15 protein-coding genes are annotated in these 14,586 nt (G+C 53.6%); all 15 read left to right on the top strand.

The features are described from left to right. Nucleotides 1-130: 130 nt before the first annotated feature. The 15 genes from bioA to ispG all read left to right on the top strand — a co-directional run bounded on the left by bioA (nt 131) and on the right by ispG (nt 14,570). Nucleotides 131-1,483, top strand: coding sequence for an adenosylmethionine--8-amino-7-oxononanoate transaminase (gene bioA, locus HAP95_RS15760; RefSeq protein ID WP_215885083.1), 1,353 nt, complete (start codon nt 131-133; stop codon nt 1,481-1,483). Next, nucleotides 1,480-1,935, top strand: coding sequence for a CBS domain-containing protein (locus HAP95_RS15755; protein WP_215885082.1), 456 nt, complete (start codon nt 1,480-1,482; stop codon nt 1,933-1,935). The genes bioA and HAP95_RS15755 overlap by 4 nt, the downstream gene beginning before the upstream one ends. A gap of 8 nt (nt 1,936-1,943) precedes the next feature. Further along, complete coding sequence (gene tsaE / locus HAP95_RS15750) at nt 1,944-2,417, top strand: tRNA (adenosine(37)-N6)-threonylcarbamoyltransferase complex ATPase subunit type 1 TsaE (protein ID WP_215885081.1); 474 nt, start codon at nt 1,944-1,946, stop codon at nt 2,415-2,417. Continuing rightward, a complete protein-coding gene (gene mutL, locus HAP95_RS15745; RefSeq protein WP_215885080.1) occupies nt 2,414-4,255 on the top strand; it encodes a DNA mismatch repair endonuclease MutL in 1,842 nt (613 codons plus the stop codon). The genes tsaE and mutL overlap by 4 nt, the downstream gene beginning before the upstream one ends. Continuing rightward, nucleotides 4,252-5,166: a tRNA (adenosine(37)-N6)-dimethylallyltransferase MiaA gene (gene miaA, locus HAP95_RS15740; protein ID WP_215885079.1), complete on the top strand. Its 915-nt coding sequence runs from the start codon at nt 4,252-4,254 to the stop codon at nt 5,164-5,166. The genes mutL and miaA overlap by 4 nt, the downstream gene beginning before the upstream one ends. An 83-nt stretch (nt 5,167-5,249) precedes the next feature. Next, complete coding sequence (locus HAP95_RS15735) at nt 5,250-6,695, top strand: efflux transporter outer membrane subunit (protein WP_215885078.1); 1,446 nt, start codon at nt 5,250-5,252, stop codon at nt 6,693-6,695. Next, entirely contained in the window at nt 6,692-7,882 is a 1,191-nt protein-coding gene (locus tag HAP95_RS17365; protein WP_215885077.1) for an FUSC family protein, read from the top strand. Before HAP95_RS15735 ends, HAP95_RS17365 begins: the two co-directional genes overlap by 4 nt. Nucleotides 7,883-7,902: 20 nt before the next feature. Continuing rightward, nucleotides 7,903-8,874 carry an FUSC family protein gene (locus HAP95_RS17360; RefSeq protein WP_264318864.1) on the top strand — a complete coding sequence of 324 codons (972 nt, stop codon included), beginning with the start codon at nt 7,903-7,905 and terminating at the stop codon, nt 8,872-8,874. Further along, nucleotides 8,864-9,064 carry a DUF1656 domain-containing protein gene (locus tag HAP95_RS15720; protein ID WP_215885076.1) on the top strand — a complete coding sequence of 67 codons (201 nt, stop codon included), beginning with the start codon at nt 8,864-8,866 and terminating at the stop codon, nt 9,062-9,064. The genes HAP95_RS17360 and HAP95_RS15720 overlap by 11 nt, the downstream gene beginning before the upstream one ends. Further along, complete coding sequence (locus HAP95_RS15715; RefSeq protein ID WP_215885075.1) at nt 9,061-9,927, top strand: efflux RND transporter periplasmic adaptor subunit; 867 nt, start codon at nt 9,061-9,063, stop codon at nt 9,925-9,927. Before HAP95_RS15720 ends, HAP95_RS15715 begins: the two co-directional genes overlap by 4 nt. A 124-nt stretch (nt 9,928-10,051) precedes the next feature. Then, on the top strand, nt 10,052-10,477 hold the full coding sequence (gene ndk / locus HAP95_RS15710) for a nucleoside-diphosphate kinase (RefSeq protein ID WP_215862938.1): 426 nt from the start codon (nt 10,052-10,054) through the stop codon (nt 10,475-10,477). Then, nucleotides 10,478-11,569, top strand: a complete 1,092-nt coding sequence (gene rlmN / locus HAP95_RS15705) for a dual-specificity RNA methyltransferase RlmN (protein ID WP_215885074.1) — start codon at nt 10,478-10,480, stop codon at nt 11,567-11,569. It abuts the gene before it with no gap. Beyond that, nucleotides 11,566-12,435, top strand: coding sequence for a type IV pilus biogenesis/stability protein PilW (gene pilW / locus HAP95_RS15700; protein ID WP_215885073.1), 870 nt, complete (start codon nt 11,566-11,568; stop codon nt 12,433-12,435). Before rlmN ends, pilW begins: the two co-directional genes overlap by 4 nt. 16 nt (nt 12,436-12,451) lie before the next feature. Then, on the top strand, nt 12,452-13,480 hold the full coding sequence (locus HAP95_RS15695) for a RodZ domain-containing protein (RefSeq protein ID WP_215885072.1): 1,029 nt from the start codon (nt 12,452-12,454) through the stop codon (nt 13,478-13,480). Further along, the gene (gene ispG / locus HAP95_RS15690) at nt 13,470-14,570 is read left to right on the top strand and encodes a flavodoxin-dependent (E)-4-hydroxy-3-methylbut-2-enyl-diphosphate synthase (RefSeq protein WP_215885071.1); all 1,101 of its coding nucleotides are present in this window, start codon (nt 13,470-13,472) and stop codon (nt 14,568-14,570) included. The genes HAP95_RS15695 and ispG overlap by 11 nt, the downstream gene beginning before the upstream one ends. The last annotated feature ends 16 nt before the right edge of the window (nt 14,571-14,586 follow it).

The raw sequence follows: 14,586 nt of genomic DNA, 5'->3' as shown, positions 1-14,586 counted from the left end.
TTGATTCTGGGGGTTGCCATTCATGCCCTCGCCGGAGATCGTGCTGCCCGACGTTTGGGAGAAGAAAGTCTGTTGGCCAGCAATATTCTTGAAGAACTACCTTTTGTCATACAGGAGTTGAATGCCATCCATGTCTGAAACCGAAATGCTGAAAGCCTGGGACCGCCGTTATTTTTGGCATCCCTTCACCCAGATGCAATGTTATGGTGATGATGATCCCTGGATTATCGAGAGGGCGGAAGGCCATTATTTGTATGATGTGGATGGCGCGCGTTGTCTGGATGCGGTTGCGAGCCTTTGGTGTAATGTGCATGGTCATCGCCATCCGCGCCTTGATGCTGCCCTTCTGGAGCAGTTGGGAAAGGTTGCGCATACGACAGCCCTGGGTGCCAGTAATCCACCGGCTATCCGTCTCGCCAAAAAGCTGGTTGAGTGCACACCGGAATCCCTGCAACACTGTTTTTTCAGTGAAGATGGTTCCGAAGCGGTAGAAGTGGCTATTAAAATGGCTGCACAGTACTGGGCCAACATCGGGCGTCCGGAAAAGCATCTTTTTTTGACCCTCGATAACGCTTATCACGGCGATACCGTGGGGGCTGTTTCGGTGGGTGGATTTCCGCTTTTTCACGAAGTGTATGGTCATTTGCTGTTCCCGACGCGCAGGTTACCCAGCCCTTATGTGTTGCAATGGGAACAATGTCAGGGGGATGCCGCACAGGCAGCCAAGCTCTGGCTGAATACGTTGGAAGCCGCTTTACTGGCAGAAAAAGACCATATTTCCGCTTTGATTCTGGAAGGAGGCGTGCAGGGTGCAGCCGGGATGTTGCCTTTTCCACCCGGGGTCTTGTCGGGCGCACAAAAGCTCTGTAATACCCATGATGTCCTGCTTATTGTTGACGAAGTGGCCACGGGCTTTGGTCGCAGCGGCCAATTGTTCTCCTGCCAAAAAGAACAGGTCGAACCCGACTTGCTGGCGCTCGGCAAAGGACTGAGCGGCGGTTATTTACCCATTGCCGCAACGCTGACTTCAGAAAAAATCTATCAGGCATTTCTGGCACCCTTTGGCGAAGCCAAGCAGTTTTATTACGGGCACACTTTTACGGCTAACCCTTTGGCCTCTGCAGTGGCCCTGGAAAATCTGAGCATTTTTGCTGAAGGCTATTTGTTGTCCGAAATTCCGAATAAAATCGAAAAACTGCGCGCAGGTCTGGAAGTGTTTCACCATCAACCCTGGGCAGGTGATCCTCGGCAATTTGGCTTGATGGCGGCCATTCCCTTGCGTGACCCGGCTACCGGAGCGGCTTACCCTTATGGCGAACGTGTCGAATACATGGTCTGTAAACGTGCCCGGGAAATGGGGGTTTATAGCCGCCCGCTTGGTGATCTGCTCACCATTGTGCCCCCTCTGTCGGTGACAGAGCAGGAAATAGACACTATTCTCCAAACATTATTTGACGCCATGGCGGAAGGAAGAACCCAATGACAACGGCTCAGGAAATCATGACGCGTGCGGCCAGCACGGTGCAGGAAGATGATTCGGTCAAGAATGTCGGCAAAATCTTGCTGCAGACGGGGCATCACAGTATTCCCGTAGTCAATGCCTCCGGGCATCTGGTCGGCATGATCGGTGAGCGCGACCTGATTGATGCCAACCGCGAGGTGCATTTGCCCACCATGTTGACCATTCTCGATGGATTGATTCCGTTGGGTGGCATGCATGAATATGAAGAAGAATTGCGTAAGGTCACGGCTGTTACTGCAGGCCAGTTGGCCACTACCAAGGTCGTGACCGCCGGACCCGATGAAAACACCGATGCGGTCGCCGAAAAACTCTTGCGTAAGGAAGTGCATGCCTTGCCTGTTGTGGATACAGATGGAAAGCTGTTGGGTATTATCACCCGCTCCGATATTCTCCAGCATCTGTTAAAACCCTGAGTTTGCGGATGGATTGGGACTTTCCCAGTGCAGATATTTGCCAGTCCTGGGGGGCGGCCTTGGCGCAAACCTTACAAGCACCGGCAGTCATTTATCTGGAAGGCGACCTGGGAGTTGGTAAAACTACGCTTGCCCAGGGTATTTTGCGGGCGCTGGGCGTCACCCAATCCATCAAAAGTCCAACCTATACTCTGCTCGAAACCTATGAAACAAAATCCGGGCTGGCACATCATCTGGATTTGTATCGTTTGAATGATCCAGAAGAGCTGGAATTTATCGGTATACGTGATTATCTGGCGACACCTGCCCTATGGCTGATCGAATGGCCGGAAAAAGGCAAGGGGCATCTGCCGAGTGCTGATCTCAAACTGCATTTGCACATTCTCCCTGATGCCCGCCATCATTTGTCAGCAACGGCGCAGCATCCGCGCGCCGAAGCCTGGGTGCAGACTTTACCTGTTGATCTGGCGCGCATTGCATGAACAAGCCAGTGACTGGTCCCTCACGCGTGCGCCGCCTGGACGCCACCCTCGCCAATCAAATCGCAGCGGGGGAGGTGGTGGAAAGGCCCGCCTCGATCCTCAAGGAACTGCTGGAAAATAGTCTGGATGCACAGGCTTCCCGGATCACCATTCAATTACAGGGTGGTGGTATGGATTTGCTGAGTGTGGAAGACAACGGCACCGGCATATTACCCGAAGATCTGCCGCTGGCGCTGGAGCGTCATGCCACCAGTAAGGTGTCAAGCTGGGAGGATTTGCAGGCTATCCAGACCATGGGCTTTCGTGGTGAAGCACTGCCAGCCATTGCGTCGGTGGCGCGGATGGAAATTCTGAGCAGAACGCACGACGCGGGGCAGGGTGCCCGGCTCCAGGTGCATGGTGGTGAGGTCCTGGCCTCGGAACCTGCTGCCCGCGCTCCCGGAACGACGGTGCAGGTGGCCGATCTGTTTTACAATGTCCCGGCGCGCCGCAAATTTCTGCGTTCGGCTGCCGCCGAATTGACGCGTATCCAGAAGGTGCTCCGACAGATAGCTCTGGCCAATTTCCCGGTGGCTTTTCAACTGCTGCAAAATCGTCGCAGCCTGGTGCAGTATCCGGCGGCCACTGATGCCGAAGCCCGTTCGGCAAGAGTCGCAAGCATCCTGGGCGAAGGTTTTTTGGCAAATGCGCTGTACCTCGAGCAAAGTGATCAGGGTATGTCGCTGCGGGGCTGGCTGGGCTTGCCTACCTATAATCGTGCACGGGGCGACGAACAATACTTTTTCGTCAATGGTCGTCCGGTGCGTGATCCGGTGTTGACCCATGCCTTGCGCGCTGCCTATCAGGATGTATTGTTTCAGGATCGCCACCCGTTGTTTGTTTTATATCTGGATATACCTGCCGAGCAAGTGGATGTGAACGTGCATCCAGCCAAGGCTGAAGTGCGTTTTCGGGATAGTCGTGCGGTACATGATTTCCTTTTTCATACCCTGCGCCGGATTATTGCCGAGCAGGGCGGGGATAAACCGCAAATTTCCGTTCCGGTACAGCCAGCAATGCGCCCCCTCGGCCTTGCTATGGATAATCCCGGTGCTATCCGTCCGCCTTCTGGTCCGTCTTCTGCTTATGTACCTTCCTTCCAGCAGGACTTGAGCGTTGTCGCAGAGGCCCGGACAGCCGCTTATTGGGAGCAGATGGTTGCAGCCGGTACGTCGCGTTCAGTAGAAAATTGCGTCGGGCAATCTCCGCAGGAGCAGTCCCTGGCGCCGGAATATCCGCTGGGGCAAGCCGTAGCGCAAATTCATGCCCGCTTTATCGTGGCGCAGAATCAGGAAGGCATGATTCTGGTGGATCAACATGCGGCGCATGAGCGCATCCTTTACGAGAAGATGAAAAAAGACTGCCAATCAGAGGATAAACAACAATTTGTGATTCCCGAATACGTGCATGTTACCGCCGCCCAAATGGCCTGTTTTGAAGAGCAGCAGGAGGCATTGCGAGCTGCCGGTCTGGATATCAGCGTAGCTGGGCCGGGCACCTTGGCTATTCATGGTGCTTTGCGTTCATTGGATGCGCGCAATTTTGCGCAACTGGTTGCGGAGCTTCTGGATATGGAAAAACCCTGGGGGCAGGGTGACGTGGAGGGTAATCCGGTATTGGCAGAAATGGCTTGTCGGGCGGCCATCAAGACCAGTCGGCGTCTGAACATGGACGAAATGAACAGTCTACTGCGCCAGCTGGAGGCTACTCCCCGGTTTGGTCAATGTAATCATGGTCGGCCTACGGTTGTGCAATTTTCTCTGGCGGATCTTGACCGCCTGTTTTTGCGTGGCCGATGATTCCCGCCCTGTTCCTGATGGGGCCTACGGCGAGCGGCAAAACAGAACTGGCCATGCATATTGCCAACCAGCTGCCGGTAGACATTATCAGCGTCGATTCCCTGCTGGTTTATCGTCATTTTGATATTGGCAGCGCCAAGCCGGATTGCGCACTAAGGCAGCAATATCCCCATGCTCTGGTGGATATTCGTGAACCAGATGAACCCTATTCCGCCGGACTTTTTCGGGAAGATGCCCTGGCTTGCATCACCCGGGCACGCGCCCGGGAACGCATTCCCCTGCTGGTAGGGGGCACCGGCCTGTACTTCCGGGCGCTGGAACGCGGAATTGACGAGCTGCCTCCTGCTGATCCGCAGATACGGGGTAAATTACTGGAAGAAGCCGCGCAAGAGGGCTGGCCTGCATTACATTTGCGTCTGGCTGCTCTTGATCCGCAAACGGCTGCAGGCATTCAGCCTCATGATCAGCAACGTATTCAGCGTGCGCTGGAAATTATTCAGCAAACCGGGGCACCGTTAAGTCAATCGCGGCAGTGGCAGGGCGCTTTCCCCGGACCACTGCTGAAAATCCTGTTACGTCCGGCTCGCGCCTGGCTGCATAACCGTATTCAGCAACGACTGGATTTGATGCTCCAGGAGGGGTTCCTGGAAGAAGTGGAAGCTTTACAGCAACGCCACTACTCCCCTGATCTTCCCGCCATGCGGGCAGTGGGTTACCGCCAATATTTTGCCCGCCTGAATGGCGAGTTTACAGCGGCAGAAGCTTATGCGGCAGCCCTGGCGGCAACGCGTCAGCTGGCCAAGCGCCAGGACACCTGGTTTAAAAGAGAGAGTGCGAATCTGGTGCTGGATCCGGCAGAGGATCAAACACGGAAGTCTTTGCCGGACTGGATCAGACAACAAATGCTGTAATACACTTTCATTCTGGTCTATCGGCTCTGCCGACAATTACCGGTTCCGGGCCAAGCTCCAAAATCTTCTACGGGAGAACATGATTGAAATCCTGGCATTTCCTTGGCTGCTTGCTGCCAGCGTTCATGCTGGCTGGCTGTGCACCGCCCATGCCTCATTTGGCAAAGCCTACCCCATTGCAGGATTTACAGCTTGGCAGTGACTTGACACAAAAAAACTCGTCTGTAGCTGCTCTTGCGGACTGGTGGCGTCCTTTACTCAATCAGCCAGAGCAAAACATCATGCAACTGGCTCTTGAAAAAAATCCGGACATGCTTGCTGCGAAAGCCAGAATAGCCTTGGCTTTATCTGCCTTGCGCGAAGCGGGAGCGCAGCGCGAACCACAACTCCAGGGCACCGGGCAGATTGGGGTAAGTCGTTGGACCAAAAATCAATTTTATTTGCCCCCCTATGGCGGAGAAACTTCCTGGAACAATTCGTTAAAGTTCGATTTTTCTTTTCATCTTGATCTTTGGGGCAAGGAACAAGAGCAGGTCAAGGAGGCGCGCTTGCGCTTGCAAGCAGCCGAACAACAAAGGCGCGCCGCCAGGTTGATTCTTGAAAATGCAGTGTTGCAACAGCTTCTCGCAATAGACGCCAGTGCTGCCATTCTGCAGCGTTTACAGGCCGAGCATCACATCTTGCAGCGGCTTGAACAAATTGAAAAGGAAAGACAGCAGCATGGCCTCAGTGATTCCTTGATCAGTCTGGCAAGTATCGCACGTCTTGCGGGTTTGGAGCAGGAAATAGCCGCACAAAAGGCCAAGTACGACAGCAATCGTCAGGTCTTGGCAACACTTTGCGGTGTGGGTGTCCAACTCCCCTTGGTGCTGCGGCATTACCAGCCCAATCTGCTGCAGACCCATTGGCAACAACCTAACACTGTTCCGGCTGAATGGATTGCCGAACGGCCGGATGTTGTCGCTCAGCTGATGACCATCAAGGCAGCAGCTGCAGCGGTGCATATTGCCCGCGATGCCTATTATCCCAATATCAATTTGGTGGCTTTTGCGGGTGGTTTGGCAGCGGCAGGCGGCTTGCTTACTTTTTTGCATCCTGGATCCTTACAAGCGGGTGTGGGACCAGCCATCAGTTTGCCATTGTTTACCGGGGGGCGACTGCGGGGCCACTTTGATGCCAGCCAGGCGCAATATCAGCTAGCCCGCGCCGCATACCAAAAAAGCTTGTTACAGGCTTTGCAGCAAGTCGCTTTCAGTCTGAGGCAATTGCAGTCTGCCAGTCAGGAGCGGGAAATCTTACAGCGGCGCGCGGAAGCCTTGTCGCGCAGCGCGGCATTACAACAACAAAGATATCAAGCGGGTCTCAGTAATGCCCTGCCAGTCATGGCGGCGCAACTGCCTATCATCGACAATCAGATGCAGCAAATTCGCCTGGATACTTATGCCCGGCAGAATCTGATCAAACTCTATGCTGCTCTTGGGGGAAGGATGATTCCAAAAACCTGGACGGGACCGGATTCACCATCATGATTACCCTGAATCTTGCCAGTCGCCAATATTGGCAGAGTTTCTACCAGCATGATCTGCAAACCTGGATTTTCTGGGCCAAGACAGCCGCTGCAGCGCTGATTGGTCTTTGGTTGGCTTATAGATTCCAGCTGGACTCTCCCAGTACGGTCGTAATCACCGTGTTTATTGTGATGCAGTCGCGTAACGGGATGGTTCTGGCCAAGAGCTTTTACCGGGCGATTGGTACTATTGCGGGCAGTATGGTCGCCTTGTTGCTGGTAGCGACTTTCCCGGATGAACGACTGGGATTTCTGGCTGGCTTGGCTCTCTGGGTTGGGTTTTGCACTGCCGGGGCGCGTTATTTTCGTAATTTTCAGGCTTATGCCTTTGTGCTGGCCGGCTATACTGCCGCGCTGGTCGGGCTACCTGCGGCCTTGGATCCTGAGCATGCCTTTTATATCGGCGTTGCGCGCCTGAGTGACGTGATGCTTGGGATCATTGTGGCCTCGGTCATGAGTGCCATTGTATTTCCGCAACCGCTGGAAGATCTGCTGCAGCAGACGGCACAAGCGCGCCTGCTGCATTTTTTGCGCAACACTTTGCGTGTACTGCAGGGGGGCGTACCTAGAGCTGACTGGATTGCACTGCATCTTGAAGCGATTCAGGAGATTTTGCAGCTGGATAGTTATCGTTCCGGGGCGCTTTTTGAAAGTGGTCGTGGGCGCCGTAAAAATATGCGCGTTCGGCAGATGATTGCCGACATGATGTTTGCTTCGGGTTCGCTGCATTTACTGAATAGTCATATTCGTAGACTGCAACGCGATACTCTCGCGCCGGTGCGTCTCAAAACCGAAAATTTGATAGATTCGGTGCGTCTGGATTTTCAGGAGATACAACAACAAATCCGGAATGGCGGAATAATTGCTGCGGAAAATCACTTGCAGAGACTGCAAAACAGGACCGGGCAGCAATTAGATGAATTACGGGTCTCTTTGCTGGATGATCTGAATGCGGATCAACGACTGGCTCTCGATAGCCTGATAATGTTACTCACCCGCTTTCTGGCTGAGCTCCGGCGCTATATGGTCAGTTATGGGCAATTGATATATCCCGAGGCGATCATGGCGGCCCCCCCTTACCGCTGGCGATTGCCAGGGTACAAGAGAAACATTGGCACGCCTCTTTTGACCGTCCGCCTACCGAAATAGCCCAGCCCTTGAGCGCGGCTTTGCGCAGCATTATTGTTGTTGCGGTGGTTTCGCTTTTCTGGCTAAACACGGCGTGGCCTTCTGGTCCCGAAGCCGTCATTATTGCTGTGGTCCTCAGCGCGTTATTTTCAACCTTTCCAAATCCGCTGGCTTCGGTGCGCCAGATGGGGTTTGGTGTACTCACTGCTTTCCTCGCGGCTCTCCTGTTCAGTCTGGAGTTTTTACCCCGAATATCTGGTTTTCCAATGCTTGCCCTTGCGCTGTTGCCGTTTTTGTTAATCTCTCCATGGTTGTTGACGCGTACCCGGTGGTCAGGAACAGCGGCTGGCTTTGGTATATTTTTCCCCCTGTTTGCCATTCCGGGAGAGGGGCAAGAAATATCCTATAGCGCATTGCTGAATAATGGGAGCGCACAATTGCTGGCAGTATTTATAGTGGGAATTGCTTTTTATCTCATTTTTCCGGTGGGAAATAACTGGGAGCGACGGCGTCTTCTACAACGCTTTCGCGAGCTTGTCCGGGTTGCAGCGCAGGCTCCATTACCTAATTTACGTAACCAGTTTGAAGCGGAAAGTCGTGAATATTTGCGTTTATTGGCCGCAGATTTGTCACCTCAGCAGGCCAGTGACCTGAAAATTCTGCGCGAGGTAATGCGTCTTAATGAACTCGCCGAAGGAATCCTGCAGCTGCGTATTTTGCTGCATGCACAAGCTGAAATGGATGGTGAGCAACCTTTGCAGCGCTACGAAGCGCAATATGTTACTCCCTTACTGGAAGCGTTTCCCAAGAAATATGAGGTACCCATGTCGGCAAATTATGAAAAACGTTTATGCGCGGTGATGGACGCTGCGGCTAACTTACCGGCAGAAATCGTCGATACGGCTTTACACCCTATTTTGCCGCCTGATGCCCTGTTTCGTGTTTATGTTCATGTCATTGCCAGCGTTTCACGGCGCTTCTCGGTAGACAGCGAGGCTGAGCATGCCCGTTGAAATAGTCTTCTTTGGCGCCGTGGTGCCTACGCTTTTGCCTGTTTTTGGGCTGAGCGTCACTCTGTATCTGATCGTGGACAAATGGACCGGTCGTTGGGATCTGGATCGCTGGGTATGGCATCCGGCACTGTTTCGTCTGGCCCTGTTTGTGTGCGTTTTTGCACTGTTGGGCCTTGAGGTTTATCAATGATTGCACGCGTATTGCGGGTATTGGCTAACATTCTGGTCGTGCTCCTTGCTGCCTGGCTGGGTTGGCGGCTTTGGCAGGCCTATATGGACCAGCCTTGGACAAGAGATGCGGTGGTACAGGCGCAAATTGCCCAAATCAACGCCGACGTCGGTGGTCGAGTGATTGATCTTTATGTCAAGGATAATCAGAAAGTGGCAGCCGGAATGGTATTGTTCCGTATTGATCCACAGCGCTATCGTCTGGCTCTCGCCAATGCGCAGGCCGCACTGGCGGATGCCAATGCGCAATTGGCGTTGCGGCAGGAGCAGTCGGCACGTCGGGCGCATTTGCCTGACGACGTTGTTTCGGCTGAGGCTCGCTCTGATGCCCTGCTGCAAGTGCGCGTAGCCCAGGCGCAAGCGGATGCTGCTCGTGCGCGTGTCCATTTGGCACAGTATGATCTTGCCCATACCCAGGTGCGGGCTCCGGTGGCGGGTATCATTTCTCATCTACGTCTGCGCGTAGGGGATTACGCAGCAACCGGTAAGCCACTTCTGGCCCTGGTGGAGACGGGCAGCTATTGGATTGACGGTTACTTTGAACAAACCAGGCTACAGGGTGTGCATGTGGGAGATCAGGCGCACCTGCGACTGCTGGGATCTGCACATACTTTTCCAGGGTTAGTGGAGAGTATCGCACCAGCTATTACTGATCGCGAAAGCCACACCGGGGCACGTCTCGTAGCAAGTGTACGCGCGAGCTTCAATTGGGTTCGTCTACCTGCCCGCATTCCCGTGCACATCAGGATTTTAAGCAAACCCAAGGATTTCCCGCTGACTGCCGGGATGCTTTGTTCCGTAGTCATTGAGCGAAAGCACTCATAACGCCAGATTTTTACGGGAACTGAACGACATGGGTAAGAACATCTGGAACAGGACTATCGATTGCCAGTAAACCGGTGTAATGCTAGCCTATGGCGACTTTTAATCTATCCCTATTGAGGAACTTATGGCTGTTGAGCGCACTTTGTCCATTATCAAACCCGATGCCGTCCAGAAAAATGCAGTAGGTGCCATTCTGGGTCGTTTTGAAGCAGCGGGTCTTCGGGTGGTAGCCAGTAAAATGCTGCATCTCAGCCAGGAAGATGCGGGTGGTTTCTATGCAGTTCATAAGGCCCGCCCCTTTTACGGTGAACTCTGTGCTTTCATGAGCAGTGGCCCGGTACTGGTCAGCGCGCTGGAAGGCGAGGGCGCGATCCTGAAAAATCGTGATCTCATGGGTGCGACCAACCCCAAAGATGCTGCGCCTGGAACTATTCGTGCAGATTTCGCTGACAGTATTGATGCCAACGCCGTTCACGGTTCTGACAGTGCCGAAACAGCTGCCTGGGAAATCAGTTATTTCTTTAGTCAACGGGAGATTTTTTCGCGCTAAATGAGTGCCGAGGCTTGTGCTGTGATTCCGGCTCAAAAGCCGCACCTTCTGGGGCTGGAACGCCAGTCCCTTGAGCGTTTATTGGCCGATTGGGGAGAATCTCCCTTTCGGGCCAAGCAAATTCTGCAATGGATTCATGGACGGCAGATCACAGACTTTGCGGAAATGAGCAACATCAGCAAGGCGTTGCGTGCGCGTCTCAGTGAACAAACCCAATATGCAGAGCCCGAAATTCTTGCCGACCAACTCGCTGCTGACGGTACCCGGAAGTGGTTGTTGGGTTTGCCTGACGGAAATGCAATTGAAACAGTTTTTATTCCCGAGGAAGATCGGGGAACCCTCTGTGTCTCCTCGCAGGTAGGTTGTTCGCTGGCTTGCAGCTTCTGTGCGACGGGCGCTCAGGGACTCAACCGTAACCTCGATACCCATGAAATAATTGCCCAGATCAGAGCGGCCCGGCAAATGCAGGGCTTGGACGCCATTACCAATATTGTCTTCATGGGTATGGGCGAACCGCTGCTGAATTTACGCCAGGTCTTACCGGCCCTGGATTTGTTGCGCGATGATTTCGCCTACGGTTTTGGACCCAAGCGCATCACGGTCAGCACCGCTGGAGTGGTTCCGGGTCTGGATCGGCTGGGTGCGGAAAGTCCGGTCAATCTGGCAATCAGTTTACATGCCAGCCGGGACGAAGTCCGTGACGTGTTGGTACCGGTTAATCGTCATTACCCCCTGGCTGAATTGCTCGATGCCTGTCGTCGCTATCCGCTGCTCCCGCGTCGCCGCATTACTTTTGAATATGTCATGCTGGATGGTGTTAATGATAGCGATGCAGATGCCCGTGCCCTGTTGCGCATTTTGTCGGGTATTCCAGCCATGGTGAATCTCATACCGTTTAACAGTTTTCCGGGTTCTGATTACCAGCGTTCGTCGCAAAAACGCATTGATGCCTTTCGGGATATTATCCTGCGCGGCGATGTGATGACCGTCACCCGTCGCCCGCGTGGCGATGACATCGCCGCTGCCTGTGGACAGCTCGCGGGACAGGTGCGCGATGGTAGACGCAGCATTCCTTTGAGGGTTCAGGCATGAAAACGGGTCGAATCAGCTTCTATAAAATAACCTGGATTCCTGGTTTGCTTATCGTTTCGGCGTTGAGTGGTTGTGGGCTGTTTGGCAGTAAAAATACGGCCATGAGTTCGGATCAACAAATGGCCGCTTTTATTGCTCATGAACACAAAACGCGTGCGGCTGACCAGAGTCTTCAGGCTTCTGCCGATGATGGTAAAGCCAAGGCGGGTATTTATACTTCACTGGGCACGGCTTATTTGCAGGATGGACATCCCCGACAAGCCATTCGTGAACTGCAAATGGCCAATCAGGCGGATGACAGCTATGCAGATGCCTATAATGTGATGGGTCTGGCCTATGAGCAGCTAGGTCAGAAAACTCTGGCGCGCCAGGCTTTTGAACAGGCCCTGTCACTGGACGCCAAAAATCCGGAATATCGTAATAATTATGGTGCGTTTTTGGTTAACACGGGTGACTACCAGCAGGCTATTGTGCAACTCAAGCAAGCTACCGCCGATCCCTTATACAGCACGCCACAATTTGCCTGGACCAATTTGGCCCAGGCCTATGCGGGCCTCAAAGATCCGGTTGCCGCTCGCAATGCGCTGAATCGCGCGCTCTATCTTCTTCCCAACTATCCACCCGCCTTGCAAATACTGGCCGAAATGGATTTTAAAGAAGGTAATGTGCAAGCTGCCTATGGACATTTACAGGTGGTTCTTGCGCAGGAGCCAGATAACGCCAGCGCATTACTTTTGGCTGGACAGATTGCCGCCCAGCAAGGACGCCCGGAGCAAGCCGCCGCACTGTGGCAGCGCTGCGTCAATGCAGCACCGTATTCCGATGCGGGAAAAAAAGCGCAACAATTGTTGCTGCAACATGGCTGATTAAGAGATGGACTCTATGGATGAAAGCTCCAGCAATCCGGATTTGCGAAATGCCCGTGAAGCACGTGGCTGGACTCTAAAGCAAGTAGCAGAACGCTTACATATTACTGAAATTCAGGTTCAAGGGCTCGAAGAAGGGAATTATGCCGTGCTTCCTGGAGCCACTTTTGCGCGTGGATTCCTCAAGAATTATGCACGCATTCTGGATCTGGATCCGGAACCTTTACTGCGTAATTATGACGCCGCCAACGCGGGCTCGGGAATTTCTCCGACGCGCCAATTGCTTCCTGATGGCGAAAGCCCTTTACTGGATTACAGCAAACGCACCCTCCTGATTTCTTTCTTGATATTAATTGCCGTGATAGTGGCTGTCTGGTGGTTCTGGGGTCGGAGCGAGAACGCTTCTACCGTACTGCCTGAAAATAACAGCCACAGTGTTTCCTCCATGCCAGCGACCGTGGCGGAGCCAGCAATTTCCAATACAGCGCCCACTGCTTCTGTTCAAAGTGTGGTCGTAGCTACTCGCAGTCAGGCTGTGAGCAGCTCCAGTCCGGTGACGGCCACAGCGCAATCGGCTCCGACCAGCTCTGCGGTGACCAGTAGTACGACTGCGGGAATCGCTTTCCAGTTTCATGCCAACTGCTGGGTGCAGGTCAAGGACGCTGCCGGTAAAACCTTATTGGCGGTCCTTGGTCGTCCGGGTGATCTGCTCAAAGTCAACTCAGGGAAACCCCCTTATCAGGTTCTGGTTGGCAATGCCCAGGGCGTGACCATTCATTACCAAGGTAAAGCCATCGCGCTTCCTGTGAACGCCATGGGAGTGGCTCGCATGCAATTAGGAACCGCCCCCGCCGCAAGCGCGCAATCTGCTGCAGTTCCGGCGATTACAGCTCCAGCACACAGTTCGGCAGCCCTTAACAGCCCTGTTAACCGGCACCGTGCTGTGCTAAACCATAGTGCACAACCCGACGTTGTTGCCCCAATCACTTCCGCAGCGCTTTCTGTCAGCGCATCTGTTACTAGCGAGGCATCCCATGCACCATGAATCTCCTATTCAGCGTCGTAAAACCCGGCAAATCCACGTTGGAAAAGTAGCCATCGGTGGAGATGCACCGATCAGCGTGCAAAGCATGACCAATACCGAAACCCGGGACGTAGCAGCCACTGTGGCGCAAATTCGCCGTCTGGAAGCGGTGGGAGCAGACATTGTTCGGGTTTCTGTACCCAGTATGGATGCTGCTGAGGCTTTCAAGGCCATCCGCGCGCAGGTGGAAACACCTCTGGTCGCCGATATTCATTTTGATCATCGCATCGCTCTACAGGTCATGGCCGACGGTGTCGATGGTCTGCGTATTAATCCCGGTAATATCGGGTCACTGGACAAAACTCGTTTGGTCGTGGAAATGGCCAAGGATAAAGGTATTCCCATTCGTATCGGTGTGAATGCCGGCTCCCTGGAAAAAGATATTCAGGAAAAATATGGCGAACCCACACCTGAAGCCTTGGTAGAGTCTGCCTTGCGGCATGTGAGCATTCTTGATGAGCTGAATTTCCACGATGTTAAAATCAGCGTAAAAGCTTCCGACGTTTTTCTCGCAGTAGGAGCATACCGACTGCTTTCAGAAAAAGTGGATTATCCCCTGCATCTGGGCATTACCGAGGCGGGTGGTCTGCGCTCGGGTACGGTCAAATCCGCCATTGGTCTGGGTCTACTGCTGCGCGACGGCATCGGCGATACCATCCGTATTTCCCTGGCTGCTGATCCCGTAGAGGAAATTCGGGTTGGCTTTGATATTCTCAAGAGCCTGCACCTGCGGCAGAAGGGAATTAACCTGATTGCCTGCCCTTCCTGTTCCCGGCAGGAGTTTGATGTCATCAGCACCATCAATGCCCTGGAGGCGCGGCTTGAAGATATTCTTGAGCCCATGGACGTGTCGGTGATTGGCTGCGTGGTCAATGGTATTGGTGAAGCCAAGGAAGCGGACATTGGTCTGGCGGGCGGAGACAAGCGCAGCATTCTCTATTACCGTGGCAAGCAGGTAGACCGGGTAGAAAATGTGGATATAGTCGATGTGATTGAAAAGCGGATTCGTGCCGAAATTGCGGAGCGTCAGGCAGCCCGTAATGATGCCTGAGCGCTTGGTAAGACTT

Origin of the sequence: Acidithiobacillus sulfurivorans, assembly GCF_018853815.1 — a bacterium.
Classification (GTDB): domain Bacteria; phylum Pseudomonadota; class Gammaproteobacteria; order Acidithiobacillales; family Acidithiobacillaceae; genus Acidithiobacillus; species Acidithiobacillus sulfurivorans.
The sequence above is the reverse complement of the archived record's forward strand: the minus strand, read 5'-3'. Positions and strand labels throughout refer to the sequence as shown.

What these genes read in the sequence shown, in the direction of transcription:
- HAP95_RS17365 (WP_215885077.1), top strand. Translation starts at nt 6,692, where the DNA reads ATGATTACCCTGAATCTTGCCAGTCGCCAATATTGGCAGAGTTTCTAC.
- miaA (WP_215885079.1), top strand. Translation starts at nt 4,252, where the DNA reads ATGATTCCCGCCCTGTTCCTGATGGGGCCTACGGCGAGCGGCAAAACA.
- HAP95_RS15715 (WP_215885075.1), top strand. Translation starts at nt 9,061, where the DNA reads ATGATTGCACGCGTATTGCGGGTATTGGCTAACATTCTGGTCGTGCTC.
- ndk (WP_215862938.1), top strand. Translation starts at nt 10,052, where the DNA reads ATGGCTGTTGAGCGCACTTTGTCCATTATCAAACCCGATGCCGTCCAG.
- bioA (WP_215885083.1), top strand. Translation starts at nt 131, where the DNA reads ATGTCTGAAACCGAAATGCTGAAAGCCTGGGACCGCCGTTATTTTTGG.
- rlmN (WP_215885074.1), top strand. Translation starts at nt 10,478, where the DNA reads ATGAGTGCCGAGGCTTGTGCTGTGATTCCGGCTCAAAAGCCGCACCTT.
- HAP95_RS15720 (WP_215885076.1), top strand. Translation starts at nt 8,864, where the DNA reads ATGCCCGTTGAAATAGTCTTCTTTGGCGCCGTGGTGCCTACGCTTTTG.
- HAP95_RS15755 (WP_215885082.1), top strand. Translation starts at nt 1,480, where the DNA reads ATGACAACGGCTCAGGAAATCATGACGCGTGCGGCCAGCACGGTGCAG.
- mutL (WP_215885080.1), top strand. Translation starts at nt 2,414, where the DNA reads ATGAACAAGCCAGTGACTGGTCCCTCACGCGTGCGCCGCCTGGACGCC.
- pilW (WP_215885073.1), top strand. Translation starts at nt 11,566, where the DNA reads ATGAAAACGGGTCGAATCAGCTTCTATAAAATAACCTGGATTCCTGGT.
- ispG (WP_215885071.1), top strand. Translation starts at nt 13,470, where the DNA reads ATGCACCATGAATCTCCTATTCAGCGTCGTAAAACCCGGCAAATCCAC.
- HAP95_RS15695 (WP_215885072.1), top strand. Translation starts at nt 12,452, where the DNA reads ATGGATGAAAGCTCCAGCAATCCGGATTTGCGAAATGCCCGTGAAGCA.
- tsaE (WP_215885081.1), top strand. Translation starts at nt 1,944, where the DNA reads ATGGATTGGGACTTTCCCAGTGCAGATATTTGCCAGTCCTGGGGGGCG.